Source organism: Leifsonia sp. GW821-FHT13C09, assembly GCF_058806435.1.
Genome location: NZ_JBXAPS010000003.1, coordinates 277484 through 295970 on the forward strand (window position 1 = coordinate 277484; position 18487 = coordinate 295970).

The following is an 18487-nucleotide window of genomic DNA, read 5'->3' on the forward strand; positions in this document are numbered from 1 at the left end:
CCTAGGCCGCAGCTTTGGTAACCTCCTGGTTGCGGAAGTGTCCCGCGAGCATCCCGACCACCCCGACGGCGGCCCAGCCCATCAGCACGAGCCACGGGAACAGCGCGTCCGCGGACGGGAAGTACGACAGGTCGCGCAGCAGCGTGACCGAGGCGCCCGGAACGAACCACTGCCCGATCGCGCCCCACGGCCCGACCAGGAACTGCAGCGGCTGAGCGGCGGCCGACAGCGGATTGCCGACCAGCACGGTCAGCACCGCGCCGATCGCGATGCCGACGCGCCCGAACAGCGCGTTCATCCCGACCACGAAGGCCGCGATCGCGAACATCGCCAGCCCGACCGCGAGCGCGTTCAGCCAGTAATCGCCCTGCAGGACGCCGAACCAGCCCTGCAGGATTCCGGTCACCGCCAGTCCGCCGGCCACCCCGTAGAGCGTGACGGCGCCCAGGCGGCGCCAGCTCCCGGCGACCAGCAGGGAGATGAGCACGCCGCCGAGCATCCCGCCCAGCACGAGCGGGAACGACGACGCGGCGAGCCCGAGCCCGCGCGCGTCGGTGGAGGCGAGCGGGACGACGTCGGTCACCTTCACCGTGATGGTCGGCGCCTTCGCGCCCGCGGGCGCGTGGCCCGAGGCGATGGCCTGCTGCACGGCCGCCTGCGCCTGCGCGTTGGCCGCCGCCTGAAGCTTGCCCGCGACCTGGTTCAGGATCTGCGAAACCGCCGCGCCGTTGGCGGAGGCGGTCAGCACCTCCGGGCTCTCGCCGAGAACGATCGCGCCGTAGACATCGCGCTTCCGGATCGCGTCGACGGCCGCCTGCCGGTCGCTCAGCGTGGTGATCGCGAACGCGCCACCAGCCGCTTTGTCGAGCTGGTCCTCGACCGCGCTCACCTGCGCGGACGGGCCGGCGATCCCGAGCGGGAGGTCCTTGACCGTGGACGTCACGGTCGGCCAGAGGAAGGCGAGCAGGATGACGACGACGATGGCCGCCGCTCCCACGGCGAGCGCGAGGGCCCGCGCCCAGGGCGTGCGGACGACGGGGCCTGCGGCCCGCTCTGACGGCGACGCGACGTGCTCGCGGTGCGCGCCGTGCCGTTCCGCGTCGTGCCGTTCCGCGTCGGGACGGTCGACGTCCCGGTCGGTGCTGGTGCTCATGGCGGCCTCCACTCAAGAAAAACGAATGCTCGTTCTTTATAATCGACACGGCGGACGCTATTGTCAAGAACGAACGTTCTTTTTCCCGTCGCAAGGAGAGCCGGATGCCGAAGGTCACCGAGGAGTATCGCAGCGCTCGCCGCCACGAGATCGCCCAGGCCGCCCTCCGCTGCTTCGCGCGCAACGGCTTCGCCGCCACCTCGATGGCCGACATCATCGCCGAGTCCGGGCTCTCCGCCGGCGCGATCTACGGGCACTTCACCAGCAAAGACGAGCTGATGGAGCTGACCGCGTCGGAGATCCTCGACGCCCGGTTCCTTGAGGTCGAGGAGGCGCGCGCTCAGCAGCCCCTCCCCACGCCCGGCGAGATCGTGCGCATGCTCGTCACCGGCCTGACGACGCACATCGTGGACCTCCAGCTCCTGGTGCAGGTCTGGGGACAGGTGCCGATCAATCCGCGGCTGAAGCAGATGTCGTCGGAGATCGGCGGCCGGATCCGCGCCATGTTCGCCGGCTACCTGACCGACTGGCACGCCCAGACCCTGCCCATCGAGGAGGCGCGGGCCCTGGCCGCGCGTCAGGCGCCGGTGTACATGGGACTCGTGCAGGGTTACGTCACCCAGACCGTGCTGTTCGACGGCTTCGACGGGGAGACCTACCTCGCGGTCGTCGCCTCGATGTCCCTGGCCGACTGACCCGCGTCGCACGCCGCCGCGACGACCCGCGCGAGCCGCTTGCGGATGAGGTGGTCGTTGGCCTCCACGCGGTGCATCGTCACGTGCCGCATGGCCTCGATGACACTGAGGCTGCCGGGCGCGATGAAGGCGTCCATCGTGCCGTAGACCACCTCCACCGGGATGCGAACCCGCGCGAGATCCCCGATCACCGTCTGCCGCTCGATGCAGTTCTCCAGCGACAGCACGAACGGCCGCCAGCTCTTCTCGGTGATCTCGAAGACGTTCTTGATCGGCAGCAGCCGGCCGAGGATGCTCGCGTTGCGGAGGGTGAACTCCTTGTTGTTGCGCAAGAACTCGTACGCCCGCAGGTAGGCGCTGACCCGGGTGCGCACCCGCCGGTCGCCGATCTCGGTGGGGGTGCCATAGACCGGCGGCGCGACCAGCACGAGCCGGCTGAGCGCTCCGGGATGCTCGGCCGCGTAGCGCGCGACGATCAGGCTGCCGAGCGAGTGACCGACGAGGACGTACGGCTCGCGCAGCTTCAGCGAGCGCAGCGTCCGGTCGAGCGCGGCCACGTGCTCCTCGAGCGTGTACTGCGCGTCCTCCGGCGCCGGGGAGCGGCCGAAACCGAGGATGTCGATGGAGATGGCGCGATGCCGCGGCTCCAGCAGCGGGACGAGGTTCTGGAACGTCACCGACGAGGACGCGATGCCGTGCACGAGCACGACGACCGGGCCCTCCCCGACATCGGACGCGATGTGCAGCAGCGGCGCGCGGCGGAGGCCGAGCGCGCGGCGCACCCGGTCGAGGAAGCCGGTCATCGGTCCGGCCACCAGGGCGGCGTGAGGCGTTCGAGGAGCGCGAGCAGCGCATCGACGTCGCGCGGCCGCGGCCGGGTGAGCCACACCTCGATCGCTCCGATGATGCCGTCGGCCAGGTAGCGCTCGATCGCCCGCCGCTCCAGGTCGTCGCCGGCCGGGACGCTGACGCTGTGCTGGTCGAGCAGCAGTTCGATGGAGCCCTGGAAGTGCTCGCTGAGCATCGCGTGCAGGCCGGCCTCCGCACCCTGAGGTCCGAGACCGCGGCGGTAGACGGCATCGTGCTCGTCCACGTGCTGGAGGACCGCGCGAGTGACGCCGCTGATTGCCGCGGCGGCGTCGTCGGGGGCGACGTCCACCAGGTAGGCGGCGCGCAGCTCGTCGAGTTCCGCGCGCAGCACGCGCTGGAGGAGGGTGGCGGGCGACGCCGCGTACTCGTACACGGTCGACCGGTGCACGCCCGCGGCCGAGGCCAGGCCGGAGACGGTCACCTCCGTGATCGGCCGCTCGGCCGCGAGGGCGAGCACGGCGGCGCTGAGCCGCGCCAGCGTCTTCTCCTGGCGCGCGTCGAGGCGCGTCCGCGCGACCGCCGGCGCGGCGCTGGCGGCCGTGTTCGCTCCCGGCACATCCGGCCGCGGGCCGTTCGGCCTCCCCGTGTTCACCTTCCGATCGTACAATGGGCTTATCCGACAGGTGTCGGATATCTGGAAGGAGAACAATTCATGGCTCAGTACGATGTCGCCGGCCGGTCAGCGATCGTCACCGGCGGTGGCTCGGGCATCGGGCGCGCAGTGGCGCTGACCCTCGCGGCCAGCGGGGCCGCGGTCCTGGTCACCGACCTGAACGAGGAGCACGCCAAGGCCGTCGTCGCCGAGATCGAGGCCGCGGGCGGTACCGCCGCCGCGCTCGCGGGCGATGTGACCGACCCCGCGTTCGCCACGGCGAGCGTCGAGGCCGCGAACGCCCTCGCGCCGCTGAAGATCGCGGTCAACAACGCCGGCATCGGCGGGGAGGCCGCCCCGGTCGCCGACTACTCGCTGGACGGCTGGCGCAAGGTCATCGAGGTCAACCTCAACGCGGTGCTGTACTCGATGCAGCCGCAGCTGACCGCGATGGCCGCGAACGGCGGCGGCGCGATCGTCAACATGGCGTCCATCCTCGGCAGCGTGGGCTTCGCGAACTCGTCCGCCTACGTCACCGCCAAGCACGGCCTCCTCGGCCTCACCCAGAACGCGGCGCTGGAGTACGCGGACAAGAAGGTGCGCGTCGTCGCCGTCGGCCCGGGCTTCATCAAGACGCCCCTGGTGGAGGCCAACCTGAGCCCGGAGGCCCTGCAGTTCCTCGAGGGCAAGCACGCGCTCGGCCGTCTGGGCGAGCCGGAGGAGGTCGCGGCGCTCGTCGCCTTCCTCGCCTCCGACGCCGCGTCGTTCATCACCGGCAGCTACCACCTCGTGGACGGCGGCTACACCGCCTCCTGAGTCCGCGCCAGCAGTGCCGTGCCCGGTCGCGCTCCCCTAGGCTGAGGAGCGTGACCGAGCACAGCGAGCTGTTGAGCGAGGAGCGACTCGAGCGGTTCCGCTCCCGGGCCGCCGAGTACGACGCGGAGAACCGGTTCTTCACCGAGGACTTCGCCGAGCTGGCCGACGCCGGCTACCTGAAGGCACTGGTCCCGGTGGAGTTCGGGGGCCTCGGCCTCTCGCTGGAGCAGACCGCGCGCCTCCAGGTCCGCCTCGCGGGCGCCGCGCCCGCCACCGCCCTCGCGGTGAACATGCACCTGGTCTGGACCGGCGTCGCCAAGACGCTGCGCGACCGCGGCGACGACTCGCTGGAGTTCCTGCTCCGGGAGGCCGGAGCCGGCGAGGTCTTCGCGTTCGGCCTGAGCGAGGCGGGCAACGACCTCGTGCTGTTCGGCTCGACGACCGAGGCCCGGCCGCAGGCGGACGGCTCGTACCGCTACTACGGCACCAAGATCTTCACGTCCCTCTCCCCCGCGTGGACGCGGCTCGGGACGATGGGTCTCGACACGACCAGCGCCGACGGCCCGAAGATCGTCTACGGCTTCGTGGAGCGCACCGGCGGCGGTTTCGAGATCCGCGAGGACTGGGACACCATCGGGATGCGCGCGACGCAGAGCAGCACGACCGTGCTCGACGGCGCGCTCGCCCCGGCCGACCGCGTCGTGCGCCGCCTCGACCCCGGCCCCAACCCCGACCCGCTCGTCTTCGCGATCTTCGCGAACTTCGAGCTGCTGCTCGCCGCCGTATACACCGGCATCGGCGCCCGGGCGCTGGAGCTGGCCGTGGCATCCGCCCACCGCAGGAAGAGCCTCAAGAACGACGGCCGCAGCTACGCGAACGACCCGGACATCCGCTGGCGGGTCGCCTCCGCGGCGATCGACCAGGACGCGCTGCTGCCCCAGCTCGACGCGATCACGCGCGACGTCGACACGCTCGCCGACCACGGTTCGCAGTGGTTCCCCAAGCTGGTCGGGATGAAGGTCCGCGCCACCGAGACCGCCCGCCGCGTCGTCGACCAGGCCATCCGGGTCTCCGGCGGCTCGACCTTCTTCGCCGGCAACGAGCTCGGGAGGCTGTACCGCGACGTCCTCGCGGGCATCTTCCACCCGTCCGACGCCGAGTCGGCGCACACCACCGTCGCGAACGCCTGGCTGGGCCCGATCGAGGAGTGACCGCCATGCAGCAGCTCACCGCACAGCACTTCGCCGACCGGCTGGCTCGAGGAGCCGCGCAGGCGAAGGAGGCAGGGCTCGACGCGCTGCTGGTCGCCCCAGGGCCGGACCTCGCCTACTTCGCGGACTACCTCCCGCCGGTGACCGAGCGGCTGACCATGCTGGTGATCCCGAGCGACGGGGAGCCGACGATGATCGTGCCCGTGCTGGAGCGCGACAGCGCCGCCGCCACCCGGGCCGCCGGCGCGATCCGGTTGCTCACCTGGGCCGACGGCCAGGACGAGCACGCGGCCCTAATCGACCAGCTCTGGTCGGGCGGCCGCTACGCCGTCTCCGACTCGGCCTGGGCGCTGCACCTGCTGGCCCTCCAGCACGAGCTCCCGGACGTGCGGTTCGCCGCCATCTCGGCCGCCCTGCCGATGCTGCGCGCGGTCAAGGGACCCGACGAGATCGACCGGCTCGCTGCTGCCGGCGCCGCGGCCGACGCGACCTTCGAGGACATCCTGACCGTCGCCTTCGCCGGCCGCCGGGAGAACGAGGTGGCCGCCGACCTGGACCGGCTGCTGCGCGCGCACGGCCACTCCCAGGTGGACTTCACGATCGTCGGCTCCGGCCCCAACGGCGCGAACCCGCACCACGAGGCCGGCGACCGGGTCATCCAGGAGGGCGACATGGTGGTGCTCGACTTCGGCGGCCTGATGGACGGCTACGGCTCGGACACCACCCGCACGGTCCACGTCGGCGAGCCGACCGACGAGGAGCACGAGGTCTTCGAGGTGGTGAAGCGCGCCCAGCAGGCCGCCTTCGAGGCGGTCGCGGTCGGCGTGCCGCTGCAGGAGATCGACCGCACCGCCCGCGCCGTCATCCGGGAGGCCGGCTACGGCGAGTACTTCGTGCACAGGGTCGGCCACGGCATCGGCACGACGACGCATGAGCCGCCGTACCTGGTGGAGGGCGAGGAGCAGCCCATCGTCGCGGGGATGTGCTTCTCGATCGAGCCGGGCATCTACCTGCCGGGGAGGTTCGGCGTGCGCATCGAGGACATCGTGGTCGCCGACGAGGACGGCGCGCACCGGCTGAACAACACCGGCCGCGAGCTCCACCTCGTCCGGTGACCGCGCCGACGGCCCGCACGGGCGACCCGGAGAGCGCCGACCGGCGACGCCTCGCCGCCGAGCGCGCCGAGGCCGAGCGCCGCGACGCCGAGCGCCGTCGCGCCCTGCGCAGCATGAAGGTGCTCGCGACGAGCCTGCTCGCCGTCGCGGCCGTGATCTTCGCCGTCTCCTTCGCACTGCAGGACCGCTACCCGTGGCTCGGCTTCGTGCGCGCCGCCGCGGAGGGCGCGATGGTCGGCGCGCTCGCGGACTGGTTCGCCGTGACGGCGCTGTTCAAGCATCCATTGGGCCTCCGCATCCCGCACACCGCGATCATCCCGACCCGCAAGGACGAGATCGGCGAGACGCTGGGCGAGTTCGTGGAGACCGAGTTCCTGTCCGACGACGTGGTCGCGACGCGGCTGGGCGCCTACGACGTCTCCGGCGCCGCCGCCCGCTGGCTGACCGAGGCCGGCAACGCGCGCCGGGTGGTGGACGAGGCCTCCGGCGCCGCGGTCGGCTTCTTCGGCCTGCTCGACGACGACCGGATGCGCGAAGCGGTCGAGGCGGTTGTGCGCACGCACGTGATCGAACCGGACTGGGCGCCGCCGATCGGCCGCCTCGGCGAGCGCATCCTCAGCTCCGGAGGCCACCACGCCGCCGTCGACCTCCTGCTCGACCGGTTCGACGACTGGCTGGTCATCCACCCCGACGCCCTGAGCAACCTGGTCTCCGGCCGGCTGCCGTCGTGGATGCCGTCCTTCGTGGACCGGCTGGTGGACGAGCGGGTGTACCAGGAGCTGCGCCGCTTCGTCGCCGACGTGCGCCGCGACCCCGCACACCGCGCCCGGCGGGCGTTCGACGGCTACCTCGCCGAGCTTGCCGACCGCCTCCAGCACGACCCGGAGACGATCGCCGGGCTGGAGGCCGCCAAGGAGCGCGCGTTCGACGACCCGCGCATCCGCGAGCTCGCCGGGCAGGCCTGGGCGGCGGCCCGCTCGGCGGCTGTGGACGCTCTCAGCGACCCGGACGGCGAACTCCGCAACCGGGCATCGGCGGCCCTCTCCGACGCCGCGGAACGGGTCGCCGCCGACCCGGAGCTGCGCGCCTCCCTCAACCAGCGCATCGCGGGCGCGGCCGGCCACCTGGTGTCGACCTACCGGCACGACATCGCGAGCGTCATCACCGAGACGGTGCGCGGCTGGGACCCGGCGGAGACGACGGACAAGATCGAGACCCAGGTCGGGCGGGACCTGCAATTCATCCGGATCAACGGGACCGTGGTGGGGGCGCTGGCGGGGTTGGCGATCTATACGGTGGCGACGGTCATCTCCGCGGCGTTCTGAGGGCTACGGCTGGGGCTGTGCCCGCCGCAGCGCCCGCCGCCGCGCGAACGGGATCGCCGCGACGCGCCACCCCACCAGGAACACCCCGAGCACCACGAACGCCACCGCGATGAACGCCGGCTCGACGCCCTGCCCGGCGGAGGTGCGGATGAGCATCCCGAGCGCGACCGTCATCAGCCAGACCGGGACGCCCGGCCAGATCAGCGCGAGCGGGCGGCGCCAGGCCCAGGTGACCAGCCAGCCGGCGACCAGGCCGATGAAGAACGGCCAGTAGGTGGCGAGCACCCCGGAGACGTTCGCCGCCTCGCCGTGGCTGCGACGCCCGACGAGCACGAACACGAGGATCAGGACGGCGTCGATCACGAACGCCACGGCCGCTGTCCTCCAGGATTTCACGCGTCGATGCTACGGTGCCGCGCCCGAGCGTTCGCTGGATGCGACCCGTGCAGCGCCTTCAATAGACTGGCCGCGTCCCGCCCCCGCAGCCGAGGAGCAGCCGTGCCCAATTCCGACTTCCTGGCCCAGCCGTCCCTGCCCCGGCCGGAGGTGAGGGCCGACGACGCCGCAACCGTGGCCGAAGAGGCCTTCGGGCTCACCGGCCGGATCACCGAGCTGGGCAGCAACCAGGACCGCAACTTCCTGATCGACACCGGCACGCACCGCTACGTGCTCAAGATCGCCAACCCGGTCTTCGCGGTCGAGGAGCTGCACGCCCAGAACGCGGCGCTCGGGCTGCTGGCCGGCGCCGACGCGCGCATCCCAACCGTGCTGGCCGCACGCGACGGCGGCGAGGTCGTCGCGGTGGAGGTCCGCGGCACAGCCCTGCACGCGCGGGTTCTGAGCTTTCTCGACGGCGAGCCGCTCACCGAGGTCGCGCGACTCAGCCCCGAGCAGCTGCGCACCCTGGGCCGGCTCTCCGGGAGCATCGCCGCCGGGCTCGCGGGGCTGCGGCATCCCGGGCTCGCCCGCACCACCCAGTGGGACGCGCGGATCGGCGGCGAGGTCGTCGCGCTCCTGGCCGAGCACGTCGTCCAGCCCGCGAAGCGGCGCGCGGTGGTGGAGGCGGCGGGGGCGGCGCTCGCCGCGCTCGAACCGTTGCGGCGCCGGCTGCGGGTGCAGGCCATCCACGGCGACGTGACGGACGACAACATCGTGCTCGGCGCGGACGGCCCCGGGGTGATCGACTTCGGCGATGTCGCCGAAGGCTGGCTGGTGGCCGAACTCGCGGCGACCGTGACGAGCGCCCTCCACCACCAGCCGGACGACCCGCTCGCGGTGCTTGACGTCATCGAGGCGTTCCATGCGGAGGCCCCGCTCGACGACGCCGACCTGGCCGCGCTCTGGCCGCTCGTCGTGCTGCGCGGCGCCGTGCTCGTGGTCAGCGGCGAGCAGCAGGTCGTCCTCGACGGGGACAACGCCTACGCCGATGAGAACCGGGCGCACGAGTGGGTCGCGTTCGACGTGGCGCGGCGGCTGCCGTTCGGGGAGGTGGAGGCCGCGATCCGGGCGCGACTCGCGACCCGCGCCGCGGGTGCCGCGGACGCGACGCCGCTCGGCCGCCTCGTCGCGCTCGACAGCACCGACGCGCACCTCGCGGACCTCTCGGTCACCGGTCACGACCTGGACGAGGGTCGCTGGCAGCGCCCGGGCTTCGAGGACGCCGTGCTGGGGCGGATCTGCCAGGAGAACGGCCACGCGCTCACCCGCTACGCCGAGGCCCGGCTCACCCGCGCGCGCCTCGACCGCACCGACCCGTCGCCCACGATCGCGCTCGGCGTCACGCTCGACGCGCCGGCCGGCTCTGTCGTCCACGCGCCGTTCGCCGGCGAGCTGCGGCTGGTGGAGGGCGCGTGGCTGCTGCAGGGCGAGACGATCGGCCTCTGGCTCGACGGCCTGTCCCGCCCGCTGACCACGGCCCCCGTCGAGCGCGGGGAGGTCATCGGCAGCGCGGTGCGGCTCACGGCTCAGCTCAGCACGGTGCCCGGCTGGCGGCCCCCGGCGTTCGTCACGCCCGCGCTGCCGCTCACGGTCTGGCACGAGGTCTCCCCCGACCCGTCCGGCCTCTTCGGCGTCGACCTCGCCGCACCGGCAGCCGACCCGGCCGACGTGCTCTCCCGCCGCGACTCGTCGTTCGCCCGGGTGCAGGAGCACTACTTCGCCGAGCCGCCGCTGATCGAGCGCGGCTGGCGGCACCACCTGTTCGACACCCGCGCGCAGAGCTACCTGGACATGGTCAACAACGTGACCCAGATCGGGCACGCGCACCCGCGGCTCGTGCGCGCCGTCCGCGACCAGTGGGCGCTGCTCAACACGAACTCGCGCTTCCACTACGAGGAGCTCTCGCGCTTCACCGAGCGGCTGGCGGAGGTCGCGCCCGACGGGCTCGACACGGTCTTCCTGGTCAACAGCGGGAGCGAGGCGGTCGACCTCGCCCTCCGGCTCGCGCAGGTGCACACCGGGCGGCGGACGATCCTGGCGGTGACCGAGGCCTACCACGGCTGGACGGTCGGCGCCGACGCCGTCTCGTCGTCGCTGGGCGACAACCCGCGCGCGCTGGAGACCCGGCCGGACTGGGTGGAGCTGATCGCGTCGCCGAACGTGTTCCACGGCCGGCACCGCGGGCTTGACTCCGGCCCCGCCTACCTGGCCGAGCTCGACGAGCAGCTCGCCGCGCTGGACGCCGCAGGGAACGGGCTCGCCGGCTTCATCGCCGAGCCCGTGTTCGGCAACGCGGGCGGCCTGATGCTCCCGGACGGCTACCTCGCCGGCGTCTACGAGCGCGTGCGCGCGCGCGGCGGCGTCTGCATCGCGGACGAGGTGCAGGTGGGCTACGGCCGGCTCGGGCACTACTTCTGGGGCTCGGCGCAGCAGGGTGTGGTCCCGGACGTGATCACCGTGGCGAAGGCGATGGGCAACGGCCACCCGCTCGGCGCGGTCATCACGCGGCGCGAGATCGCCGAGTCGTTCGCGGCCGAGGGCTCCTTCTTCTCGTCCGCCGGCGGCAGCCCGGTCAGCTCGGTCGTCGGGCTCACGGTGCTCGATGTCATGCGGGACGAGGGGCTGCAGGAGAACGCCGCAGCAGTGGGCGACCACCTGGCCGGACGACTGCGCGCACTCGGGGAGTGTCATCCCCTCGTCGGCGCGGTGCACGGGATGGGGCTGTACCTCGGCGTCGAACTGGTTCGCGACCGCGAGACACTGGAGCCGGCGACCGCGGAGGCCGCGCTGGTGTGCGAGCGGATGCTGCGGGAGGGCGCGATCGTGCAGCCCACCGGCGACGGCAAGAACGTACTGAAGATCAAGCCGCCGCTGTGCATCACGCGGGAGAGCGCCGACCGGTTCGTGGACGCGCTGGACCTCGTGCTGGCGACGATCTAGGCGGGGCCCGCCGCCGCCCGGCTGCCATCTCGCGCGCCTTGACTGGTACCCCTGGCGGGTATATAGTCATGTCCGTTGGCATACCCCCTCTGGGTATCACGCAACGGAAGGAGACGAGATGACGACCACCACGTTCCAGGTGACCGGGATGACCTGCGAGCACTGCGAGCGCGCAGTGACCGAAGAGGTGACCGCGATCGCCGAAGTGACCGGCGTCGACGTCTCTGCCGCGACGGGCGTGCTCACGGTCGAGTCGGCCTCCCCCGTCGACGACGCCGCCGTGCTCGCCGCGGTCGAGGAGGCCGGGTACAGCGCGGTCCGCTCCTGATGCCCCCGACCGACGCCGCACACGCCCAGCCGCGCCTGGAGCTGCTGATCGGCGGGATGACGTGCGCCTCCTGCGCGACCCGGGTCGAGAAGAAGCTCAACAAGCTCGACGGCGTCGAGGCGAGCGTCAACTACGCGACCGAGAAGGCGACGGTGTTCGCGCCCGCGGGCTACGACCCCGCGGTGCTGGTCGCGCAGGTGGAGAGCGCGGGGTACACCGCCGCCCTCCCGGCGCCGTCCGCGCCCGCCGAGCCCGCGGACGGGCGCCCCGCCGATCCCGAACTCGCGTCGCTCCGGCGCCGGCTGATCGGCAGCGCCGGGCTCGGCCTCCCTGTCGTGCTGCTCTCGATGGTCCCCGCGCTGCAGTTCCCGGGGTGGCAGTGGGCCGCGCTCGCCCTGGCGACGCCCGTCGTCGCGTGGGGTGCGTGGCCCTTCCACCGCGCCGCGGCCGTCAACCTGCGGCACGGGGCGGCAACGATGGACACGCTGGTCTCGCTCGGGGTCACCGCCGCATATGCCTGGTCGCTGTACGCGCTGGTCTTCGGCGGTGCGGCCGCGCCCGGGATGACGGGCGCGGACCTCTACCTGGAGGTCGCCGCCGCAGTGACCGTGTTCGTGCTCGCCGGGCGCTTCCTCGAGAAGCGCTCGAAGCGCCAGGCGGGAGCGGCGCTCCGGGCGCTCCTGGAGTCCGGTGCGAAGGAGGCGTCGGTGCTGCGCGACGGGCCGGACGGCCCTCGCGAGGAGCGCATCCCCGTCGAGCACCTGGCGGTCGGCGACGTGTTCGTCGTTCGCCCCGGCGAGCGCATCGCGACGGACGGTGTCGTGACCGACGGCTCCGGAGCGGTCGACGCCGCCCTGCTGACCGGCGAGTCCGTCCCGGTGGAGGTCGGCGCAGGCGACGCCGTCGCGGGCGGCACGGTCAACGCCGGCGGCCGTCTGGTCGTGCGCGCCACGACGGTCGGCGCGGACACGAAGCTCGCGCAGATCGCGCGCCTGGTGGAGGACGCACAGTCCGGGAAGGCCGCCGCACAGCGGCTGGCGGACCGCGTCAGCGGCGTCTTCGTCCCCGTGGTGATCGGGATCGCGCTCGTCACGCTCGTGACGTGGCTGGTCCTCGGTGCACCGGCGGACGCGGCGTTCACCGCGGCGGTGGCCGTCCTCATCATCGCCTGCCCGTGCGCGCTCGGGCTCGCGACGCCGACCGCACTGCTGGTGGGGACGGGGCGCGGGGCGCAACTCGGCATCCTGATCACCGGGCCGGAGGTGCTGGAGGCGACGCGGCGCGTGGACACCGTGCTGCTGGACAAGACCGGGACCGTGACCACCGGGCGGATGACGCTGGTCGGCGTCGAGGTGGAGGGAGGCGAGCGGGCCGAGGCGCTGCGCCGCGCCGGCGCCGTGGAGGACGCCTCCGAGCACCCGATCGCCCGCGCGATCGCCGGCGCCGCCCGGGAGGCCGGAACGCTGCCTCCCGTCACGGGATTCCGCAGCGACGGCGGGCTCGGCGTCTCGGGTGTCGTCGACGGCGAGCGCGTCGTCGTCGGTCGCGCGTCGTTCGTTTCGGGGGCCGGGATGCCGCTCGGACCGGGCCTCCGTCAGGCCGTCGCCGACGCGGAGTCGTCCGGCCTGACCGCCGTCGTGGTGGGCTGGGGCGACCGCGCCCGGGCCGTCCTCACGGTGGCGGACGCCGTCGCTCCGCACAGCGCGGAGGCCGTACGGCGGCTGAAGCGGCTGGGCCTGAGACCGGTGCTGCTCACCGGCGACAACGAGACGGTCGCGCTCCGGGTCGCACGCGAGGTCGGGATCGACGAGGTGATCGCCGGCGTGCTGCCGGCTGGAAAGGCGGAGGTGGTCCGGCGGCTTCAAGCCGAGGGGCGGCGCGTCGCGATGGTCGGCGACGGCGTCAACGACGCGGCGGCGCTCGCGTCCGCCGACCTCGGGCTGGCGATGGGGACGGGGACGGACGCCGCCATCCAGGCCGCCGACCTCACCCTGGTGCGCGGCGACCTGACCGCCGCGGCCGACGCCGTGCGGCTGTCGCGGCGTACGCTCGCGACCATCCGCGGGAACCTGTTCTGGGCGTTCGCGTACAACCTCGCGGCGCTGCCGCTGGCCGCGTTCGGACTGCTGAACCCGATGATCGCGGGCGCCGCGATGGCGTTCTCGAGCGTCTTCGTCGTCACCAACAGCCTGCGACTGCGGTCGTTCCGCCCCGAGCGCGGAACCGAGGATCGGAGGGGATCGTGAGCCACACCGACCACGCGCAGCTCCTGCGCCGGCTCGACCTGCGCCCCGAGACGCTCTGACGCTCTGACGCTCTGACGCTCTGACGCTCTGACGCTCTGACGAGGACGGCCGCTCAGGGGCGGCGAAGTGCGACGGCGGCGGCACGCGCGATCGCCGCGGCGACCGCGTCGAGGGCGGCCGAGTGCAGCGACCACTGCTGCCAGTACAGCGGCACATCCACTGCCCCGGCCGGATCCAGGACCACGAGCCTCCCGTCGGCCACGAACGGGTCGGCTTGGAGGTCCGGCACCATCCCCCAGCCCAGTCCGAGCACCGCGGCGCCCGCGAACTCGGTGGACGCCGGGACGAAGTGCCGCGGCGGGCGCGCTCCCGGCGCGAACGCGCCGAGGTACCGGTCCTGGAGGGCGTCCTTCCGGTTGTAGACCAGCATCGGCGCGACCGCCGCCCGGTCGGCCGTCCAGCCGTCCGGGCACCAGAGCTCCACGAAGCCCGGGCTGGCCAGCGGCCGGTAGCGCATGGTCCCCAGCGCGGTGACCGTGCAGCCCTGCACCGGCTCCGGGTCCGAGCCGATCGCCGCCATGGCCGTCCCGTCGCGCAGGCGGTCGATGGTGTGCTCCTGATCGTCGAGCGTGATGTCGAAGGCCGCGCCGGGGACCGTAGCGAGCGCGGGCAGCACCCAGGTCGCGAGGGAGTCCGCGTTGACCACCAGCGGGATCGGGGTCGCGGCGGTCCGTTCGCCGCCCTTCAGGTCGGCTGCCGCCTCCGCCTCCAGCAGCGCGACCTGGCGGGCGAGGCGCAGCAGCACCGCGCCGGCCTCCGTCGCCTGGATGGGCTTGCTGCGCCGCACCAGGACCCGACCGCTCTGCTCCTCCAACGACTTGATGCGCTGGCTCACAGCGGACGGCGTGATGTGCAGGGCCGCAGCGGCACGGTCGAACGTGCCGTGGTCGATCACCGCGGCCAGCGTCCGGAGTTGGTCCGTCGAGGCTTCCATCGACAGCAATGCTAATGGTTCATAAGGAAATCAAGCTGTACTGATGGTGCTGCGTTGCCTATCGTCGAATGGTGCTCTCCGTCTACCTCACCGGCCTCGGCTCTGCCGCCGCCCTCATCGTCGCCATCGGGGCGCAGAACGCGTTCGTCCTGCGCCAGGGGCTCCGCCGCGAGCACGTGCTGGCGGTGGTCGCGATCTGCGTCGCGAGCGACGCGCTCCTGATCGCGGCCGGCGTCGCCGGGATCGGGACGCTGGTGAAGGCCGCGCCGCTGGCGCTGACGATCGTGCGCTGGGCGGGCTTCGCGTTCCTGATCGGCTACGCGGTCTTCGCCGCCGTGCGCGCCGTCCGCCCGAGCACCCTGACGGCCGCGACCTCCGGAGGCGGGACGCTCGCCGCGGCGATCGGCACCTGCCTCGCCATCACCTGGCTGAACCCGCACGTGTACCTCGACACCGTGCTCCTGCTGGGCTCGCTGTCGGCGACGCACGGCGATCCGGGGCGCTGGGTGTTCGGCGCGGGCGCGGCGACGGCGAGCCTGCTCTGGTTCCTGGTGCTCGGGTTCGGCGCGCGGGTGGCGGCGCCGGTGTTCGCGCGACCGGCGGCCTGGCGGGTGCTGGATGCGGGGATCGCGGTGCTGATGCTGGTGCTGGCGGTGATGCTGGTGGTGTGACAGAACGTCCGCAAAAGAAAAGGACCGCCATTCAGCGGTCCTTATTCTTTACCTGGTGGAGCTAAGGAGATTCGAACTCCTGACCTCTTCGATGCGAACGAAGCGCGCTACCAACTGCGCCATAGCCCCGGGGGATTGCTTAGAAACAATAGCACTCTCGCGGTGCCGAGTCGAAATCGAGGGGGGCTCAGCTCGCAGCCCGGCGGCGGCGGAGGACGGCGTCGAGGTCGAGGGCGCCGTCGTCCACCGAGCCGACGATGCCCATGCTGGAGTACACGTTCGGGACGGCCTCCACGACGGGCGCGGGGACCGGGCGGGGCGCAGCCGCCACGGCGACCGGTGCAGCCTCCGGAGCGGCCGCGACCGGGCGCAGCCGGACCGGTGCGGGCACCGCCGGCGCAGCCTCGGCGACGGCGGTCGCCTTGCGCTCGAAGTCGGCGCGCGCGGCCGCGCGGCGCAGCTCGGCGGCGGCGTCCACCGACGCCATCGCGGCCGCGGCCACGGTTCCGGGCGACAGGTGCAGCGGCTTCGGGAGCGGCTGCGGCGTCCAGCTCTGGCGCAGGGCCTCCTGCACCGGGAGGTCGTGCTTGGCGTCGTCGTAGAGCGCGGGCGACGCCGTCGCTGCGGGGACGAACGGGACGGGCGCGGGCGCCGCGTTCGCCGCGCGGGACAGGCGGCTCAGCATCCCGAGGGCGCCCACCGTGACCACGGCGGACACGACGGGCAGCAACCAGGCGCCGGTCGCGAAGAGGAGGGCGGCGCCGGAGGCGACCCCCACCAGCCCGGCGACCAGCAGCAGGGTGCAGACGGCGCGGGAACGGCGCAGGCGGCGGCGACGCTGGGGTGACAGCACGGGGCGTGCGTTCAGCGCCGCGAGGGCGCGAGCCCGCTGGGCCGCTGCCGCTCGGGAGGCGCGCTCCAGGGCGATGGCCTCGGCGGCGGCGCGCTCGGCCTCCTCCGCGGCCTGCCGGCGCTCCTCGGCGACGGCCTGCTCGCGGCGGGCGTGGGCGGCGGCCTCCGCGCGCGCGATGGCCAGGCGTCTCTCCTCCGCCTTGCGGAGGATCCGCTGTTGCTCCGCGACCGTCTTGGCGGTCGCCTCCATGCGGACCTCGTCCGGCAGCTCGCTCGTCTCGGCCAGGATGCGCAGCGTCTGCTGCAGGCGCACCGCGTTGCGCTCGGTCGCCAGGTATTCGCGGCGACGCAGCCACACCGGGACGAGGTAAGCCAGCCAGAGGGCGGCCGCGATGGCGACGACCACCCCACCGCCCATCACATCCCCAGTCATGCCTCTAAGTTAGGGGTCCGCCGGGCCGCGTCCGGGGCAGCGCCCGGGTGTGTCTTCGATGGAGAGGACTCTCAGCGCGCGCACGACCCGCGTGCAGCGCGCTCAGGAGCACCTGGCACTCAGTGCCGCCGGGCCACCGGCAACGGCACGGCCGCGGCCGCGCGGTCCTCCGCGGTCACCGCGGCGGCGGCCTCGGGCGCGTCGCCGTCCATCCAGCGCCGCAGCACACCCTGCTGCAGCTCCTCCGACACCAGGCCGAAGCAGTAGTGGTCGCGCCAGTCGCCGTTGATGTGGATGTAGCGCCGGCGCAGACCCTCGTAGCGGAAGCCGAGCTTCTCGACCACCCGGAGGCTGGGCGCGTTCTCGGGGCGGATGCAGATCTCCATGCGGTGCAGGCCGAGCTGGTAGAAGCAGTAATCGGTCGCCAGCGCCACGGCCGTCGGCGTGATGTTGCGGCCGGCGAACTCCTCCGCGATCCAGTAGCCGATCGTGGCGCTGGAGAGCGAGCCGTAGGTCACCGACGACACGTTGAGCTGCCCGGCCAGCCGGCCGTCGTACTCCACGATGAACGGGAGGCCGTGCCCCGCTCGCGCGTTCGCCAGCAGGGAGCGGATGCTCGCGCGGGTGTCGAACGCGCCGGGCGCATACGGGCTGGTGGCCTCCCACTGCCGCAGCCACGACCGGTTGTCGAGCAGCGAGCGCTCCAGGGCGCGCGCGTCCCGCAGGCGGATCGGTCGCAGTCCGATGCGTCCCTCGCTCAGCGTGGGGATGACGAACGCCACGGCGTCCTCCTTCTGCGACGACCTCGCGCCGCAGATACGACGTTAGCGGTTGACGTCCGCCGGCGCGTCAGCCGCGTCGGTCGGCATCTCCTCCAGGATCTCGCGCGGCTCGTCGTGGAGGCCGTCGGCGAACTCCTTCAGCCACGGCCGCAGCTCCGGGCCGAGGTCCTCGCGGTCGACCGCGAGCTGGACGATCGCCTTGATGTAGTCGAGCCGGTCGCCGGTGTCGTACCGGCGGCCGCGGAAGACGACGCCGTACACGCCGCCCGTCCAGTCCGGCGCCTCCGCCATCGACTGCAGGGCGTCGGTCAGCTGGATCTCGCCGCCGCGGCCCGGCTTCGTGCGCTCGAGCACGTCGAACACCTCCGGTCGCAGCACGTAACGGCCGATGATCGCGTAGTTGGAGGGCGCCTTGTCGGCGTCCGGCTTCTCGACCAGCCCGGTGATGCGCACCACGTCGTCGTCGCCGGTCTCCTCGATGGCCGCGGCGCCATAGAGGTGGATGGACTCGCGCGGCACCTCCATCAGCGCGACGACGGTGGCGTTGTACTTCTGCTGCACCTCGAGCATGTGCTGGAGGAGGTCGTCGCGGGAGTCGATGATGTCGTCGCCGAGCAGCACGGCGAACGGCTCGCGGCCCACGTGCATCTTGGCGCGCAGCACCGCGTGGCCGAGGCCCTTGGGGTCGCCCTGGCGGACGTAGTGGAGGTCGGCGAGCGAGGTGGAGTAGTTGACCTTCTCGAGCCGGTCGGTGTCGCCCTTCTTCTCGAGCGTGTCCTCCAGCTCGGCGTTGCGGTCGAAGTGGTTCTCGAGCGCGTTCTTGTTGCGCCCGGTCACCATGAGCACATCGTGGAGGCCCGCAGCCACGGCCTCCTCGACCACGTACTGGATGGCCGGCTTGTCGACGACCGGCAGCATCTCTTTGGGCATCGCCTTCGTCGCCGGGAGGAACCGGGTCCCGAGGCCTGCTGCGGGGATCACTGCTTTCGTCACGTGAGTAGCCATAACGCCCACAGTATCCGGATT

At 72.8% G+C, this 18487-nt stretch carries 17 protein-coding genes and 1 tRNA gene; 9 read left to right on the forward strand and 9 right to left on the reverse strand.

What is annotated here, in order from left to right:
- Position 1: 1 nt before the first annotated feature.
- Positions 2-1153 (reverse strand): ABC transporter permease, encoded by a 1152-nt coding sequence (locus AC1ROW_RS12735; RefSeq protein ID WP_493019273.1) that lies wholly within the window; start codon positions 1151-1153, stop codon positions 2-4.
- Between the two features lie 104 nt (positions 1154-1257).
- On the opposite strand from AC1ROW_RS12735, the gene AC1ROW_RS12740 reads away from it, so the two are divergent.
- Positions 1258-1848 carry a TetR/AcrR family transcriptional regulator gene (locus AC1ROW_RS12740; RefSeq protein ID WP_493019274.1) on the forward strand — a complete coding sequence of 197 codons (591 nt, stop codon included), beginning with the start codon at positions 1258-1260 and terminating at the stop codon, positions 1846-1848.
- Here the strand turns inward: AC1ROW_RS12740 and AC1ROW_RS12745 are convergent.
- Positions 1809-2663, reverse strand: a complete 855-nt coding sequence (locus AC1ROW_RS12745; RefSeq protein ID WP_493019275.1) for an alpha/beta fold hydrolase — start codon at positions 2661-2663, stop codon at positions 1809-1811. The genes AC1ROW_RS12740 and AC1ROW_RS12745 overlap by 40 nt on opposite strands.
- The gene (locus tag AC1ROW_RS12750; RefSeq protein ID WP_493019276.1) at positions 2648-3310 is read right to left on the reverse strand and encodes a TetR/AcrR family transcriptional regulator; all 663 of its coding nucleotides are present in this window, start codon (positions 3308-3310) and stop codon (positions 2648-2650) included. Before AC1ROW_RS12750 ends, AC1ROW_RS12745 begins: the two co-directional genes overlap by 16 nt.
- Before the next feature lie 60 nt (positions 3311-3370).
- Here AC1ROW_RS12750 and AC1ROW_RS12755 point away from each other — a divergent pair, with 60 nt between their 5' ends.
- Genes AC1ROW_RS12755 through AC1ROW_RS12770 form a run of 4 tightly spaced genes read left to right on the forward strand, consistent with a single transcriptional unit; the run spans position 3371 to position 7777 of the window.
- Positions 3371-4126 carry an SDR family NAD(P)-dependent oxidoreductase gene (locus AC1ROW_RS12755; RefSeq protein WP_493019277.1) on the forward strand — a complete coding sequence of 252 codons (756 nt, stop codon included), beginning with the start codon at positions 3371-3373 and terminating at the stop codon, positions 4124-4126.
- A 50-nt stretch (positions 4127-4176) separates the two neighbouring features.
- Complete coding sequence (locus tag AC1ROW_RS12760) at positions 4177-5337, forward strand: acyl-CoA dehydrogenase family protein (protein ID WP_493019278.1); 1161 nt, start codon at positions 4177-4179, stop codon at positions 5335-5337.
- Between the two features lie 5 nt (positions 5338-5342).
- Positions 5343-6452: an aminopeptidase P family protein gene (locus tag AC1ROW_RS12765; RefSeq protein ID WP_493019279.1), complete on the forward strand. Its 1110-nt coding sequence runs from the start codon at positions 5343-5345 to the stop codon at positions 6450-6452.
- A complete protein-coding gene (locus AC1ROW_RS12770; protein WP_493019280.1) occupies positions 6449-7777 on the forward strand; it encodes a DUF445 domain-containing protein in 1329 nt (442 codons plus the stop codon). The genes AC1ROW_RS12765 and AC1ROW_RS12770 overlap by 4 nt, the downstream gene beginning before the upstream one ends.
- A 3-nt stretch (positions 7778-7780) precedes the next feature.
- On the opposite strand, the gene AC1ROW_RS12775 is transcribed toward AC1ROW_RS12770, so the two are convergent.
- Complete coding sequence (locus AC1ROW_RS12775; RefSeq protein WP_493019281.1) at positions 7781-8173, reverse strand: DUF3054 domain-containing protein; 393 nt, start codon at positions 8171-8173, stop codon at positions 7781-7783.
- Between the two features lie 102 nt (positions 8174-8275).
- Between AC1ROW_RS12775 and AC1ROW_RS12780 the strand changes: the two genes are divergently transcribed.
- The 3 genes from AC1ROW_RS12780 to AC1ROW_RS12790 all read left to right on the forward strand — a co-directional run bounded on the left by AC1ROW_RS12780 (position 8276) and on the right by AC1ROW_RS12790 (position 13729).
- Positions 8276-11155, forward strand: coding sequence for an aminotransferase (locus AC1ROW_RS12780; RefSeq protein WP_493019282.1), 2880 nt, complete (start codon positions 8276-8278; stop codon positions 11153-11155).
- Positions 11156-11273: 118 nt separating this feature from the next.
- Positions 11274-11483, forward strand: a complete 210-nt coding sequence (locus AC1ROW_RS12785; RefSeq protein ID WP_493019283.1) for a heavy-metal-associated domain-containing protein — start codon at positions 11274-11276, stop codon at positions 11481-11483.
- Positions 11483-13729: a heavy metal translocating P-type ATPase gene (locus AC1ROW_RS12790; RefSeq protein WP_493019284.1), complete on the forward strand. Its 2247-nt coding sequence runs from the start codon at positions 11483-11485 to the stop codon at positions 13727-13729. The genes AC1ROW_RS12785 and AC1ROW_RS12790 overlap by 1 nt, the downstream gene beginning before the upstream one ends.
- A 112-nt stretch (positions 13730-13841) precedes the next feature.
- Here AC1ROW_RS12790 and AC1ROW_RS12795 read toward each other — a convergent pair whose 3' ends face one another.
- Positions 13842-14723 carry a LysR family transcriptional regulator ArgP gene (locus AC1ROW_RS12795; protein WP_493019285.1) on the reverse strand — a complete coding sequence of 294 codons (882 nt, stop codon included), beginning with the start codon at positions 14721-14723 and terminating at the stop codon, positions 13842-13844.
- Positions 14724-14791: 68 nt separating this feature from the next.
- On the opposite strand from AC1ROW_RS12795, the gene AC1ROW_RS12800 reads away from it, so the two are divergent.
- Entirely contained in the window at positions 14792-15394 is a 603-nt protein-coding gene (locus tag AC1ROW_RS12800) for a LysE/ArgO family amino acid transporter (RefSeq protein WP_493019286.1), read from the forward strand.
- A gap of 53 nt (positions 15395-15447) precedes the next feature.
- Here AC1ROW_RS12800 and AC1ROW_RS12805 read toward each other — a convergent pair.
- The 4 genes from AC1ROW_RS12805 to galU all read right to left on the reverse strand — a co-directional run bounded on the left by AC1ROW_RS12805 (position 15448) and on the right by galU (position 18466).
- Positions 15448-15523, reverse strand: a tRNA-Ala gene (locus AC1ROW_RS12805).
- A gap of 58 nt (positions 15524-15581) precedes the next feature.
- A complete protein-coding gene (locus AC1ROW_RS12810; protein WP_493019287.1) occupies positions 15582-16679 on the reverse strand; it encodes a hypothetical protein in 1098 nt (365 codons plus the stop codon).
- 119 nt (positions 16680-16798) lie between these two features.
- Positions 16799-17461, reverse strand: a complete 663-nt coding sequence (locus tag AC1ROW_RS12815; protein WP_493019288.1) for a GNAT family N-acetyltransferase — start codon at positions 17459-17461, stop codon at positions 16799-16801.
- 42 nt (positions 17462-17503) lie between these two features.
- Positions 17504-18466, reverse strand: coding sequence for a UTP--glucose-1-phosphate uridylyltransferase GalU (gene galU, locus AC1ROW_RS12820; protein WP_493019289.1), 963 nt, complete (start codon positions 18464-18466; stop codon positions 17504-17506).
- Positions 18467-18487 lie beyond the last annotated feature (21 nt).